This is a genomic window from Streptomyces luteireticuli, from assembly GCF_041519305.1.
Classification (GTDB): Bacteria; Actinomycetota; Actinomycetes; order Streptomycetales; family Streptomycetaceae; genus Streptomyces; species Streptomyces luteireticuli.
The window spans coordinates 7,016,185-7,030,194 of record NZ_CP167927.1; the positions used below are offsets into that span (position 1 = coordinate 7,016,185).

Consider the following 14,010-nt stretch of genomic DNA (forward strand, 5'->3'; position numbering starts at 1 on the left):
CATCAACCCACCCCCAGGAGCACCCACATGCACACCCGACGCCACTTCCTCGCCACAGCCACAGCCACAGCCGGCGCAGCCACCCTCACCCTCGCCGGCTGCGCCGGCAACAACAACGGAAACAACAAACCACGCACCGGCGGCCGCCTCCGCGCCACCTTCCCCGGCGCCGGCCCCGCCGAATCCCTCGACCCCCACAAGGGCAACCTCTTCGCGGACGCCGCCCGCGCCAAGGCCCTCTTCGACAAACTCGCCGATTTCGGCTCCGACATGACCCCCCGCCCCCGCCTCGCCACCCGCTGGGAGCCCAACGCCGCACTCGACCGCTGGAAGGTCACCCTCCGCGAGGCGCAGTTCCACGACGGGCGTCCCGTCACCGCCGAGGACGTCCTGCACAGTTACCGCCGCATCGCGGACCCCCGGCAGGCGTACCGGGCCAGGGCGTCCCTAGCCCCCGTCGACCTCACGGCCAGCCGCGCCGTCGGCGCCCGCACGGTGGAGTTCCGGCTCAAGCGTCCGACGGCCGAATTCCCCAACGTGCTCGCCGCGTTCGGGGCGTACATCGTCCCGAGGGACCGCTTCGACCCGGACAACCCCATCGGCTCCGGACCGTTCCGCCACGCCTCCTTCACCCCCGGCCGCTCCGCCCTCTTCCGCCGCAACGACGCGTACTGGGACGGCGCCCCGCACATCGACGAGCTCGAAATCCTGGTCGCCGACGAGGAGTCGGCCCGGGTGGGCGCCCTGCTCGGCGGCCAGGTCCACTACGCGCACGAACTCTCCCCCGCCACCGCCCGCGCGCACGAGAAGAACGGAAGCATCGGCATCGTCCGGCTCCGCAACAGCGCCATGCAGGGCTTCGCGATGAAGACCGACCGCGCCCCCTTCGACGACCCCCGCGTCCGCCAGGCGTTCTTCCTCATCGCCGACCGGCGCGAGCTCGTCGCCGGGGCCCTCTCCGGCGCGGGCGAGATCGGCAACGACCTCTTCGGCAAGGGATACGCCCACTACGCCGCCTCCCTCCCGCAGCGCGAGCAGGACATCGACCGCGCCCGTGCCCTCCTCAAGCAAGCAGGCCGCGAGGACCTGCGCGTCACCCTGGACACCTCCCCGGTCGCCGCCGGACTCACCGAGGCCGCCGGCATCTTCCGCGACCAGGCCGCCAAGGCCGGTGTCATGATCACCGTCCGCACCGGCAGCAAGGACAGCTACTGGAAGGACATCCTCGACTCCGGCACCATCGCCGCGTACCGCTCCGGCGCCATGCCCATCGAGTCGCACGTCTCCCAGCGGCTGCTCACGGACTCCACCACCAACGCCACCCATTGGCGCCGCCGCGAGTTCGACGACCTCTACCGGCGCCTCCAATCCACACCCGGCCCCGCCGAGCGCGAGGGAATCTACGCGCAGATGCAGCGCACCCTCCACACCGAAGGCGGCTTCCTCGTCTGGGGGTTCGCGGACTGGATCGTCGGCACCGACCGCCGCCTGCGCGGCGTCGACCGCGACGCGCCCGCCAACACCCTGGACTGGGCCCGCTTCGACAAGGTGTGGCTGGCATGAGAAAGGCATGGTGGACCCGGCGGCTGCTGACCGGCGCCGCCCAGATCACCGCCGTCGTCCTCCTCGTCGCGGCCCTCACCGAGGCGCTGCCGGGCGACGCGGCCGTGGCCCTCGCGGGCGACGACCCCGACCCGGCCCGCGTCGCCGCGCTGCGCGAGTCCCTGCACCTGGACCGCCCGGCCCATGAACGCCTCCTCGCCCTCCTCCGGGGCGACTTCGGCACCTCCCTCGCCTCCGGACGCCCGGTCACGGAGGAGATCGCCACCGCCCTCGCCCCGACCGCCCTCCTCGCGGCCATCACCCTGACCCTGCTCGTCCCCGCCGGAGTCGGCCTCGGCGTCCTGGCCGCCCGCCGCGAGGGCGGCCGCGCCGACCGGGTGATCAGCGCCGTGACCCTGACGGTGTACGCGGCACCCGAATTCGCCCTGGGCGCCCTGCTGATCACGGTCTTCGCCCTGCGCCTGGACTGGCTGCCGCCCACGGCGGTCGGCTACGCCCCCGACGACCTGCTCGCCCACCCGGCCGTCCTCGTCCTCCCCGTGACCCTGCTCCTGGCGCGCCCCGTCTGCTCGTTGAGCCGCCTGACGCGCGCCGGAATGATCGACGCGCTGGCGTCCCCGTACGTGGCCCACGCCCGCCGCTGCGGCCTGTCCGAGGCGCGGATCCACTTCACCCACGCCCTCCCCAACGCGGCCGCCCCCGCCGCCCAGCACCTGGCGCGGACCGCCGACTGGCTGTTGTGCGGCGTGGTCGTGGTGGAGGCGCTGTACGCGCTCCCGGGGCTGGGGACGCTGCTGATGAACGCGGTCGCCCACCGCGACATCCCCGTCGTCCAGGGCCTGGCGGTCCTCTTCGGAACGGTGGCGGTCACGGTCAACCTGGCGGCGGACGCCGCGGTCCGGCGCCTCACGCCGAGAACGGAGGCGGCCGCATGAAACCCGCGCACCGCCTCGCCCTCGGCACGGCCGTCGTCGCCGTACCCCTGCTCCTCGCGCTCGTCGGCCCGTTCCTCGCCGGCGAGGCCGGCCCGCGCGGCACCTCGTTCACCACCGGCGGCGGACACTGGCTGGGCACGGACTTCACCGGCCGGGACGTCCTGCGCCAAGTCCTGCTGGGCGGACGGCCGGTGGTCGTGGTGGCCCTGACGGCCACCGCGCTGACCTACGCCGTCGCCCTCCCCGTCGGCCTTGCCGCCGCCCTCACCCGCCGCCCCTGGCTGGAGGAACTCCTGACCCGCCCCCTGGACGTCCTCCTCGCCGTCCCCTCACTCCTCCTGATCCTCCTGGCGGCCGCCTTTCTGGACCCCGGTCCCGCCGGGATCACCGTGCTGGTGGCGCTCGTCGCGGTCCCCGACACGACCCGGCTCGTCCGCGCGGCCGCCGCCGACGCGGCGTCCCGCCCCGCGGTCGAGGCCCTGCGCCTGCAGGGCGAGACCTGGGCCCGCGTGGCCCTCGGTCACGTCGCCCGCGCGACGCTGCGCACCCTCGTCACGGACGCGGGCGTACGGCTGACGGGTGCGCTGTACCTGGTGGGCACCGCCGCGTTCCTGGGCGTCGGCGTGGCGCCCGACGCGGCGGACTGGGCGGTGATGGTCGACCGCAACCGCGCCGGACTGGCCCTCCAGCCCTGGGCCGTGGCCGTCCCGGCGGCGCTCGTCGTCGCCCTCTCCCTGGGCACCAACCTCCTCTTCGACGCCGCCCTCCACCGGAAGAAGGCCGCATGACCGTTCTTGCGGAGGTCCGCGACCTGCGGATCGAGATCGCCGGACGCCCTCTGGTGACGGGTGTGAACCTGACCGCCCACGAAGGCCGCGTCACCGCCCTCGTCGGCGCGTCCGGCAGCGGCAAGACGACGACGGGCCGGGCGCTGCTGGGCGAGTACCCACCGGGCGCACGCGTCACGGGCACCGTCCGGGTGGCCGACGGACCGGTCGGCTACGTCCCCCAGCACCCGTCCTCGGCCCTCAACCCGGCCCGCCGCGTGGGGGCGCTGCTGAACGACATCGCCCGCCTCCGCTTCACGCGCGCCCTGCGCCGGGACAAGATGGCGGAGGCCCTGCAATCGGCCGAATTCCCACCCGAGTTGCTCACCCGCCACCCCCATCAGCTCTCCGGCGGTCAGCAGCAGCGCGCCGTCCTCGCGCAGGCCCTGCTCCTGGGCGCCCGCGTGGTCGTCGCCGACGAACCCACCACCGGCCAGGACCCGTTCACCTCCCGCCGCATCGCGGCCGGACTCGCCGCCCTGGCCCGCCGGGGACCGGCGGTCGTCCTGCTGACCCACGACCTGGCGGTGGTGAGGGAGTTCGCGGACGAGGTGCTGGTGCTGCACGACGGCACGGTGGTCGAGTCCGGCCCGACGGAGACCGTATGGTCGGCCCCTCGGCACCCGTGGACCCGCGCCCTCCTGGCCGAGGAGCCGGTACGTACCGCGCCCCGGCCTCCCGGCCCGCCCGTACTCCGGGCCCCCGCCGTGCCGTTGACCGTCCACGAGGGGGAGACCCTGGCCGTCGTGGGCCGCTCGGGCAGCGGCAAGACGACCCTGGCGCGGAGCCTGGCGGGCCTCGACGCGACCCGTACCGGCGAACTCCTCCTCGACGGCGTGCCCCTGCCCCGCAGCGTCCGCCGTCGCACCCGCCCCCAACTGGCCGCCGTCCAGTACGTCTTCCAGGACGCCCGCGCCTCCTTCGACGAACACCGCCCGGTGGTGGACCAGGTGGCGCGCACGGCGGTCCGCCTGCGGGGCCTGGACCCCCGGGCGGCCGCGGCCGAGGCGTACGCGACCCTGGCCCGGACGGGTCTCCCCGCGTCCCTGGCCCGCCGCCGTCCCGGGGCCCTCTCCGGCGGCGAGCTCCACCGGGCTGCCCTGGCGAGAGCCCTCCTGGCCCGCCCCCGCGTCCTGATCTGCGACGAACTCACCTCGGGCCTGGACACCGTCACCCGCCGCGCGATCCTGGACCTCCTCACGTCCCTGACCGAGACGTCCCTGACCGAGACGTCCCTGGCCGAAGCGCCCCCGACCGAAGGGCCCGCCGCCCCGGCCCTGGTCCTGATCACCCACGACCCCGACGTCGCGGCCCGCGCGGACCGCATGGTGGTCGTGGACGCGGGCCGCATCGTCGAGGAGGGCGCGACGCACGAGGTCCTCGCCGCACCCCGGCACCCATTCACCCGTGCGCTCGCGTCCAAGCAGGCTTGACGAAGTCCGGTGCGGTTCGGCAGCGCCCCTAAGGGGCGCGGGGCTGTTGTGAAGTGCGGCTCCGCCGCGTGGGCGCGACCAGCCACCACGCACCCGCAGGTGACGTACCGAACTTCCAGCGGAGCGCTTACGCGTCCGCCCGGGGCTTCCGGTACGCCGCGCTGAGGTCGCGCACCTCGACGGAGGCGTGCACGGTCAGCTCCGCGGCGGAGGCGGTGTGCTTGCCCAGCAAGTCCGCGACAGCCTGGGCGAGTTCGGCCTTGAGCGGCTCGCTGCGCCCGGCCAGGATCGCCATCTCGACGTGGACGAAGGCCTGCCCGGGCGCGCCGTCCCCCACGACGGTCTCCTCAACCCGGCGGAAGCGGGTCCGGCAGTTCCCGGCGGTCGTGTCGATGAGCTCGGCGGTCATCGGGTGCAGTTCCAGCGCGAAACGGCGGCGGTCGAGCACGGTGTCGAGGGAAGCGGAATAGTCAACAGTGATCTGCGGCATCGGACGCTCCAAGATCGGGATCGGATGCCGTCATCCTGCCGTACCGCCCCGTCCGGGCCTCGGTCAGGCCGCCCGCTGCGACGCCGCCGCCTCCGGCCGCAGGTCGTCCAGGGTGAGGGGGTGGGCCGGTGCGTCGGGGAGGGCGATGTGGCTGGTGATGGTGAGGTCGGGGGCCACGTGGAGGAGCTCGCCCGACCTCATCGCGCGCCAGTGGGGATTTTCGTCCATGCGCTCGCTGGCGACCACCACGGCGGGGGCCGTGGCCAGGTCGTGGGAGTGGACCCGCATACGGCCGGCGGCGCCGCTGTGGTCGAGGTGACGGGTGCCGTGGTGGCCGCCGGCCGGGCGGTCGAGGACGTAGAGGCTGTGGGTGTCCGGGTAGGCGAGGGCCCAGAGCTCGTCCTTCGTGGTGAGGATCAGGTTGAGGGCGAAGACGGGGAGGTTGGCGGCGATCCAGCGGGCGGCCTGTCCGATACCGGCCGCGACGTCCCCGTCGCGGGCCGCGGTCTCGCGGGTGATGAGGGCGAAGAAGCGTTCCGAGTCGGTGCGGCCCCGGACGCGGGACAGATCCGGGCCCAGATGGGCGTCGAGCGCGTCCAGCCCCTCGATGACGCCGTTGTGGGCGAAGAGGCGGCCGTCCTGCTCGAAGGGGTGGGTGTTGGCCGTCTCCAGGCCGCCGGTCGAGGCGTAGCGGACGTGGGCGAGGAAGGTGGCCGAGCGCACCTGCTTGGCCTCGGCCGCGAAGGCGCGGTCCTCGTACGCGGCCACCGGTTCCTTGCGGATCTGCGGGGTGCCGTCGGCGTCGTACCAGCCGAGGCCCGTCCCGTCCGGGTCGCGGTGGCTCTGCTCCCGCAGGCTGTCGGGCGCGTCCAGCAGCCAGAACGTGGCGTGCGTACGGCGCGGGGCACTGGTCAGGCCGAACAGTCGGCACATGGGGACTCCCTTCTCATGCTGCGGAAAACCGCCCTGCGGAGAAACCCGTCCTGCGGAAAACCCGCTCTGCGGAGAACTCGTCCTGCGGAGAATAGGCCGCCGCCGGCCCGTCACCGGCTGATCCGACCGGGAATTGCCGGGGGAATTCCGGCCGTGTTCCCGGGACCGATCTTGGCGTGATGCGACCTCGGCCGTAGGACCAGGAAGTGAGGCGGACCGCGACTTCGGGTAGAGGCCGGACGGGCCCTGCACCCCTTACCGTCGTGATCGGAACGACCGCACGTTAAGGAGCCATGATGCAGACGGACCGTAGCCACGGATGGGACGGCGAACTGCTCGACCTGGACGCCTACTTGGCGCGTATCGGGTACGAAGGGGAGCGCGCGCCGACGCTAGGCGCGCTGCGGGGGCTGCACCGGGCGCACGTCACCTCGATACCGTTCGAGAACATCGCCGCCGTGCTCGGCGAGCAGGTCGCCCTCGACCTCCCCGCGCTCCAGGAGAAGCTCGTCCACGGCCGCCGCGGCGGCTACTGCTACGAGCACGCCCTGCTCTTCGCCGCCGCGCTCGAACGGTTCGGCTTCGAGGCGGCCGGGGTGAACGGCCGGGTCACCCTCGGCGCCGGCAAGGCCAATCCGCCCACCCACGCGCTGCTGGCCGTCCGGGCCGCCGACGACGAGCGGCTGTGGCTCTGCGACGTCGGCTTCGGCAGCGGGCCGCTGGAGCCGGTCGAGATCCGCGACGGCGCCGAGGCCGAGTTCGACGGCTGGCGGTTCCGGATGGAGCGGCGGGCAGGCGTGTTCGGCGTCGACGAGTGGTGGCTGCACCAGCGGAAGGAGGGCCGCTGGGAGGACCGGCACACGTTCGTCATGACCCCGGTGTCCCCCAAGGACTGGCTGATGGGCAGCCACTACGTCGCCACGCACCCGCGCTCGCCGTTCGTGCGGCGGCTGTACGCGCAGACGTTCGGCGCTGCCCGGCACCACACGCTCGACGCGACGACGTGGACCACCTATCTGCCCGACGGCTCCAGCACCGAGCGGAAGATCGAGGCGGCCGAGCTGGGACGGGTGCTGGCGGAGGAGTTCGGGATCGTGGTGGACGCCGCGTCCCTGGCCCGGCTGCGGGACGGCCTCGACTCGGCCTGAGTTGCCCCCGCCTCCTCCGGAGTCACACTGGAACCATGCCCGAACTGCCGGAGGTGGAGGCGCTCGCCGGGTTCCTGGCCGGACGGCTGGCCGGCCGGACGGTCGAGCGGGTGCTCCCGGTCGCGGTCAGCGTGCTCAAGACGTACGATCCGCCGCTGTCGGCCCTGGAGGGACGGACGGTGGCGGACGTCCGCCGGCACGGCAAGTTCCTGGACGTGGCCACGGACGGTGGCCCCCACCTCGTCCTCCACCTCGCCCGGGCCGGATGGCTGCGCTGGCACGACAGCCTGCCCGCGGCGCCGCCGCGCCCGGGGAAGGGCCCGCTGGCGCTGCGCGTGCGGCTGGAGGGCGGCGCGGGCTTCGACCTCACGGAGGCCGGTACGCAGAAGCGGCTCGCGGCGTACTGCGTCGCCGCTCCGGCGGACGTACCGGGCATCGCCCGGCTGGGACCGGACCCGCTGGCGGACGCGTTCACGCGGGAGGCGTTCGCCGCCGCGCTGAAGGGCGAACGGCGCCGGATCAAGGGCGTGTTGCGGGACCAGTCCGTGATCGCCGGAATCGGCAACGCCTACTCCGACGAGATCCTCCACACGGCCCGCATCTCCCCCTTCGCCCTCGCGGCCGACCTCCCGGAGGAACAGGTCGGCACCCTCTACGAGGCGTTGCGCTCGACGCTGCGGGACGCGGTGGAACGGGCGCGGGGGCGCGCGGCGGAGGAGCTGAAGGACGGGAAGCGCGCCGGGATGCGGGTGCACGGCCGGACGGGGGAGCCGTGCCCCGTGTGCGGGGACGTGATCCGTGAAGTCTCGTACCACGACTCGTCGTTGCAGTACTGCGCGCACTGCCAGACGGGCGGGAAGGTCCTGGCGGACCGGCGGCTGTCCCGCCTGCTGAAGTGACCCCGCCTGCTCATTCAAGACCCCGCCTGCTCATTCAAGTGACCCCGCCTGCCGAAGTGGCCCGGCGCGCCCGTCAGTCCTGCGGGATCCCGCGCGCGTCCGCATGCGCCAGCTCCGAATGCCGGTACGAGTACGAGAAGTACACCGCCATCCCGATCACGAACCACACCGCGAACCGCGCCCACGTCTCCCACGCCAGGTACGTGATCAGCCAGATGGACGCCACGACCCCGACCCCCGGCACGAAGGGCACCCCCGGGCAGCGGAACGACCGCGGCAACTCCGGCCGCTTGTAACGGAGTACGATCACCGCGGTGCAGACGACCGCGAAGGCGAGCAGGATGCCGATGTTGGTCAGCTCCGCCGCCTCGCCGATCGGGACCAGGCCCGCGATCAGCGCCGACGCGACACCCACGATCCATGTCACCCGCGTCGGCACGTGCCGCGTCGGGTGCGTGTGCGCGAACCACTTCGGCAGCAGCCCGTCGCGGGACATGGCGAACCACACCCGGGTCACTCCCAGCATGAACGTGAACATCACCGTCAGGATGCCGATGATCGCGCCGACCGCGATCACGTCCGCGACCCCGCCCAGGCCCACGGACTTGAACGCCGTGGAGAAGCCGCTCGCCTTGTCGATGTCCTTGTAGTTCTGCATGCCGGTCAGGACCAGGCAGGCCAGGACGTAGAGGACCATCGAGACCGCCAGCGAGTACATGATCGCCTTCGGCATGTGGCGCTGGGCGTCCTTGGACTCCTCGGCGGCGGTCGACATCGCGTCGTAACCGAAGACGGCGAAGAACACGGTCGCGGCCCCGGTGAAGGCGCCGCTGACGCCGAAGGGGAAAAAGGGGTGGTAGTTCGCGGTCCTGATGTGGAAGAAGCCGATGACGACGACCAGCAGCACCACCACGACCTTCAGGCCGACGACGATCGTCTCGAAGCGGGCCGCGTTCTTGATGCCCAGGGTCAGCAGATAGGCGCTGAGCAGACAGAGGACCGCGGCGAAGAGGTCGATGCGGTGGCCGTCGCCCGTGCCGGGCGCGCCGAGCATCCAGTGCGGAAGGTCGGCACCGGTCTCCTTCACGAGGAAGTTGACGTAGCCGGAGATGCCGATGGCGACCACCGAGACGATGGCCGTGTATTCCAGCAGGAGGTCCCAGCCGATGAACCAGCCGCCGATCTCGCCGAGGACCACGTACCCGTAGGTGTAGGCGGAGCCGGCGCGCGGGATCATGCCGGCGAACTCGGCGTACGAGAACGCCGCCGCCGCGCTCGCCACGCCCGCGATGAGGAAGGAGACGAGGACGGCCGGACCGGCCACGCCGTTGGCGATGGTGCCCGCGAGACTGAAGATCCCGGCGCCGATGATGCCGCCGACGCCGATCGCGGTGAGCTGCCACAGCCCCAGGACACGGGTGAGGTTCTCGCCGTGCGCCTCGGCCGTCTCCGCCTCCTCGATGGTCTCGATCGGTTTGCGGCGCAGCACGCCGTGCCCTGCCCGGAGTTGGGCCATGGCCGTGTCCTCTCCTTCGGTGGCCGTTGACGGCGGCTCATCATGGTGCACCGCGGGCGGGGACGGAAGGCGCCGCTCCGTCCCCGCCGCCGTTCAGCCGATGAGCCCCCGTTGCCCGGCCGGCGGCCCCGCGCTCAGCGGATGGCGGGGAGGCCGTCCGAGCGCCCCGTCCCCCAGCGGGAGGGCGAGCGGCCCACGGTGAACTCCAGCCGCCCGCCGTCCCGGAGCGCCGCCGTCGTCAGATACGTACGGTCGAACCGCCGGCCGTCCAGCCGCACCGACTGCACATAGCGGTCGGTGGCGGAAGTACCGGGGCAAGTGACGGTGAACCGGCCGTGCGGGTACCAGTGGCGGTCCAGCCGCAGGTCGACGCGGTCGAAGACGGGGGTGCTCAGCCCCCACACGTCCGACCCCGGCCGCACCGGATAGACGCCGATCGACGACAGGACCATCCACGCGGACATCGTCCCGAGGTCGTCGTTGCCGGTCATGCCGTCGGGGGTGTCGGTGAAGAGGGTCAGCGCCGCGTGCACCACGTCCGTGGTCTTCCACGGCCGGCCGGTGGCGAGGTAGGTGTACGGGGCGATGAGGTCGGGCTCGTTCTGCGGGTTGTACTTGTCGGCGTTGTAGTAGTCGTAGGGCCCGTGCACCCACACCTGGCGGGCCGTGCGCGCCGGGTCGGCCAGCAGCCGGTCGTAGGCGAAGAAGGAGTCGAGCCGCTCGTCCGCCGCGGACCGGCCGCCGATCAGCTCGATCATGCCGGGCAGGTCCTGGGGGACCAGCCACTGGTACTGCCAGGCGGTGCCCTCGTGGAACCCGGTGCTCTTCGCCGGGTCCTCGGAGCCGGTGAACGCGCCGTGCGCGTCGCGCGCCCGGAAGAAGCCGGTGTCGCGGTCGAAGACGCGGCGGTAGTTGCGGGCGCGGTCCGCGTAGCGCCGGGCGTCGCGGTCGTGGCCGAGGCCCCGCGCCATCTCGGAGAGCGCGCCGTCGGCGAGGGCGTACTCCAGGGTCGCCGAGGCGCCCTCCTGGAAGTCGGAGTCGCCGGGCTTGTGACGGGACAGCTCGGGGGCGAGCGGGACGTAACCGTCCGAGATATAGCGCTCGTTGCCGTCCCGCCCCGCGTACGGGGAGTCCGCCGGGGGCACCCCGTCCGCGTTCTTCTTCAGCGCCCGGTACGCCTCCTCCTCGTGATCCTTGAGCAGCCCGTGCCGGTAGGCGTTGGTGAGGAAGGGGGTGACCGGGTCACCGGTCATGATGTTCGTCTCGACCGTCCCGTAGCCCCACTTGGGCAGCCAGCCGCCCTCGGCGTCGATCCGCAGCACGGACAGTGCCATGTCCCGCGACTCGCGCGGCGCGAGGAGCGCCAGCAGCTGGGCCTGGGTGCGGTAGGTGTCCCACAGGGACCAGTTCTGGTAGTACGTGAACCCCTGGGCCCGGTGCGTCCGTTGGTCCCAGCCGCGGTAGCGGCCGTCGGCGTCGCCGCCGATGTTGGGGGCGAGGAACGACCGGTAGAGGGAGGAGTAGAAGGTGCGGCGCAGCGCCCGGCTCCCGCCCTGGACGGCCACCCCGGCCAGCCGCTCCTCCCAGGAGGTACGGGCCGCGGCGGCGGTGCGGTCGAAACCGGCCTCCTCGGCGCCGAGGTTGGTGCGGGCGCCCTCGGCGTCGACGTAGCTGATGGCGGTCGTGGCCTCCACACGGCGGTCGCGCGTGGTGTCGAAGCGCACCCAGGCGCCGGTGCGCCCGGTGCTGCCCGCGGCGCGTGTCGTCCCCCGGGTCACCCGCGCGCCCTCCCAGGTGCCGTGCGCGGTGAACGGCCGGTCGAAGCGGGTGATCGTGTGGACGGTGTACGGCCGCGTGTCCTGGCAGAACCCGCGGCCGGTGATCGTCGCGCGTACCGTCCGCTCGTCCACGATCTCCACGGAGCTGGAGACGGCCCGGTGCAGCGACTGCCCGGCGTTGATCAGGACGTTGGCCCGCTCGGTGGCCGGGAAGGTGTAGCGCTGGCGCCCGGTGCGGGCGGTGGCCGTGAGCTCGGCGGTGACGCCGGAGGCGAGGCGGACGCGGTAGTAGCCGGGGTGGGCGCTCTCGTCGGCGTGGTCGAACGCGGCGGCGTAGCGCGCGTTGTCCGTCTCCTCCACCTCGCCGGTGGTCGGCAGGACGGGCAGGTCGCCGCCGATGCGGCAGCCGACGCCGGAGAGGTGGACGGTGCTGAAGCCGCGGATGTGGTTGTCCTTGTAGTCGTAGCCCGTGCTGTGCCCGGTGTCGGGGGAGAGCTGGACCATGCCGAAGGGGACGGCTGCGCCGGGGAAGGTGTTGCCCTCGTTCTTGGTGCCGATGAAGGGGTTGACGAGGTCGGTGAGTCGCTCCGAGGGGGCGGCGGCGGTGCTGTGCGGGCTGAGCGCCGTCCCTCCGATCAGCCCCGCGAGGGCGAGCGCGACGGCGCCGCGCCGGAGGATTCCCGTCCGTCTTCGTCCCATGGCCACGCCTCTCGTGTACCGGACATCGTTGTCATCGTCGTCACGGGGAGGCTGGCCCGAGGTTCACGGGGAGTCAAGGAGGTGCTGATCGGTGGGCGTGGTGATCCGGCCGCCCGGGCGGGGCATCCCACCCCCGCCGGTCCCGGGCCGTGCACGCGCCGGGCGGGCCGGTTTCATCGGTGGTTCATCGGTGCTCTCTACCGTCGGCCGCCGACGAGGCGAACGGAGGGGTTCTCGTGACGCGTCTCAGATCGTTGCCCGGCAGGTCGTTCCTGCCGCTGATGGTCGCCATGGTCATGATTGTCATGCCCATGGCGACTACCGTGAAGGCGGCCGCCCCGTCCGACCGGGGCGGCCCGATCACCCGCAGCGAGGTGATCTGGCGTGCCCAGTTCTGGGTGGACCAGCACCCTCGATACGACCAGAAGGGGTCCGCGGACGGCCCCGGCGGCGACTACCGCTACCGCACCGACTGCTCCGGCTATGTCTCCATGGCATGGCATCTCGACGACAATCCCAACACCGAGAGACTGCCGGGCTTTTCCCATGAGATCGGGCGGAACGAATTACGGCCGGGGGACATCCTGAATTCGTTCCGCGACCACACCCTGATCTTCCACAAGTGGGAGGACGACCGCGGCGGGTTCTCCTACTACAGCTTCGGCGGAGGTGCCAGCGGCGTGGAGCCTCCGGGGCACCTGCGCGCGAACATCAACAACGCCACGATCGACGGCCACCCCAACGGCGACTACAAGGCGCTCCGTTACAACAACATCATCGAGGAGTCCGCGACCCGACCGCATCCCTATGCCTCGGGCCGGGTGGTGTCGGGGCGGTCCGCGGACGGCCGGTTGGAGGCTTTCGCGGCCGGTGCCGATGGCGTGTACCACTCGTGGCAGACGGCGGTGAACGGTGACTGGTCGCCGTGGCGGCTCGAACGCGGTCCGCGCAATGCGCAGTTGGCGGTGGCGTCGAACGCGGACGGCCGGCTGGAGTTGTTCGCGTTGTCGGACAGCACGTTGGACCACATGTGGCAGACCGGGCCGAGCGGGGATTGGTCGGGTTGGGAGAATTTCGGCACCGGAGGGTACCGGCTGGCCGCGGGCAACAACGCCGACGGTCGTATCGAGGTGTTCGCCTCCAATGCCACGGGTGTGTTCCATCGCTGGCAGAGCGCGCCCAGTGGCGGCTGGGCGGGCTGGGAAGGCGTCGGCGGCGGCCCGGCCAACTCGCGACTGGCGATGGAAACCTCCGCGGACGGGCGGCTGGAGGTGTTCGCGCTGTCGGACTCGACGTTCGGGCACCTCTACCAGGCCCAGGCCAACGGCGGCTGGTCGGCGTGGGAGAACTTCGGCGGCGGCGGACACGGCCTGACCGTCAACCACAACACCGACGGACGGCTGGAGGTCTTCGCGTCCGGACCGGCCGGCGTCTTCCACCGGTGGCAGACCGGATTCTCCTCCTGGTCCGACTGGGTCGGGACGAACGGCCCCGCGAACTCCCAGCTGACATCGGACCGTTCGGCCGACGGCCGGGTCGAGGTGTTCGCGATCAACGGCAGTACCGCCGCCCACATCTGGCAGACCGACCCGAACGCGCCCTATTCGGCCTGGGAGACCTTCGGCACCGGCGGAACCGAGATCGCCGCCGGTCATAACGCCGACGGGCGCATCGAGGTATTCGCGAGCAGCGCCGCAGGCGTCTTCCACAAATGGCAGACCGGCTTTGCCACTTGGTCGGAATGGGGCTGGGTGGGCAACTCGGCGGGTCCGGTAGTCGGCTGAGTTCC

The 14,010-nt window shown here is 72.5% G+C and carries 11 protein-coding genes; 7 read left to right on the forward strand and 4 right to left on the reverse strand.

Translation table 11 applies throughout. The annotated features are described in order from the left end of the window. Positions 1–27 precede the first annotated feature (27 nt). From AB8735_RS31500 to AB8735_RS31515, 4 genes are read left to right on the forward strand one after another with little or no spacing between them, the layout of a single operon-like run. Entirely contained in the window at positions 28–1,563 is a 1,536-nt protein-coding gene (locus AB8735_RS31500; protein ID WP_372411006.1) for an ABC transporter substrate-binding protein, read from the forward strand. Then, a complete protein-coding gene (locus tag AB8735_RS31505; protein WP_372411008.1) occupies positions 1,560–2,498 on the forward strand; it encodes an ABC transporter permease in 939 nt (312 codons plus the stop codon). Before AB8735_RS31500 ends, AB8735_RS31505 begins: the two co-directional genes overlap by 4 nt. Next, a complete protein-coding gene (locus tag AB8735_RS31510; RefSeq protein WP_344022201.1) occupies positions 2,495–3,286 on the forward strand; it encodes an ABC transporter permease subunit in 792 nt (263 codons plus the stop codon). The genes AB8735_RS31505 and AB8735_RS31510 overlap by 4 nt, the downstream gene beginning before the upstream one ends. After that, complete coding sequence (locus tag AB8735_RS31515; protein WP_372411011.1) at positions 3,283–4,758, forward strand: ABC transporter ATP-binding protein; 1,476 nt, start codon at positions 3,283–3,285, stop codon at positions 4,756–4,758. The genes AB8735_RS31510 and AB8735_RS31515 overlap by 4 nt, the downstream gene beginning before the upstream one ends. 127 nt (positions 4,759–4,885) lie before the next feature. Here the strand turns inward: AB8735_RS31515 and AB8735_RS31520 are convergent, their stop codons facing one another. Both AB8735_RS31520 and AB8735_RS31525 read right to left on the reverse strand, forming a co-directional pair. After that, on the reverse strand, positions 4,886–5,248 hold the full coding sequence (locus AB8735_RS31520) for a 5-carboxymethyl-2-hydroxymuconate Delta-isomerase (RefSeq protein ID WP_372411012.1): 363 nt from the start codon (positions 5,246–5,248) through the stop codon (positions 4,886–4,888). A 63-nt stretch (positions 5,249–5,311) separates the two neighbouring features. Beyond that, on the reverse strand, positions 5,312–6,181 hold the full coding sequence (locus AB8735_RS31525) for a class II glutamine amidotransferase (protein WP_372411014.1): 870 nt from the start codon (positions 6,179–6,181) through the stop codon (positions 5,312–5,314). 293 nt (positions 6,182–6,474) lie between these two features. Here AB8735_RS31525 and AB8735_RS31530 point away from each other — a divergent pair, with 293 nt between their 5' ends. Both AB8735_RS31530 and AB8735_RS31535 read left to right on the forward strand, forming a co-directional pair. Beyond that, positions 6,475–7,329, forward strand: a complete 855-nt coding sequence (locus AB8735_RS31530) for an arylamine N-acetyltransferase (protein ID WP_372411015.1) — start codon at positions 6,475–6,477, stop codon at positions 7,327–7,329. A 35-nt stretch (positions 7,330–7,364) separates the two neighbouring features. Further along, positions 7,365–8,228 (forward strand): Fpg/Nei family DNA glycosylase, encoded by an 864-nt coding sequence (locus AB8735_RS31535; protein ID WP_372411017.1) that lies wholly within the window; start codon positions 7,365–7,367, stop codon positions 8,226–8,228. 73 nt (positions 8,229–8,301) lie between these two features. On the opposite strand, the gene AB8735_RS31540 is transcribed toward AB8735_RS31535, so the two are convergent. Beyond that, on the reverse strand, positions 8,302–9,744 hold the full coding sequence (locus tag AB8735_RS31540) for an amino acid permease (protein WP_372411019.1): 1,443 nt from the start codon (positions 9,742–9,744) through the stop codon (positions 8,302–8,304). A gap of 134 nt (positions 9,745–9,878) precedes the next feature. Continuing rightward, a complete protein-coding gene (locus tag AB8735_RS31545) occupies positions 9,879–12,221 on the reverse strand; it encodes a GH92 family glycosyl hydrolase (protein ID WP_372411020.1) in 2,343 nt (780 codons plus the stop codon). A gap of 236 nt (positions 12,222–12,457) precedes the next feature. On the opposite strand from AB8735_RS31545, the gene AB8735_RS31550 reads away from it, so the two are divergent. Beyond that, positions 12,458–14,005, forward strand: coding sequence for a hypothetical protein (locus AB8735_RS31550; protein WP_372411022.1), 1,548 nt, complete (start codon positions 12,458–12,460; stop codon positions 14,003–14,005). Positions 14,006–14,010 lie beyond the last annotated feature (5 nt).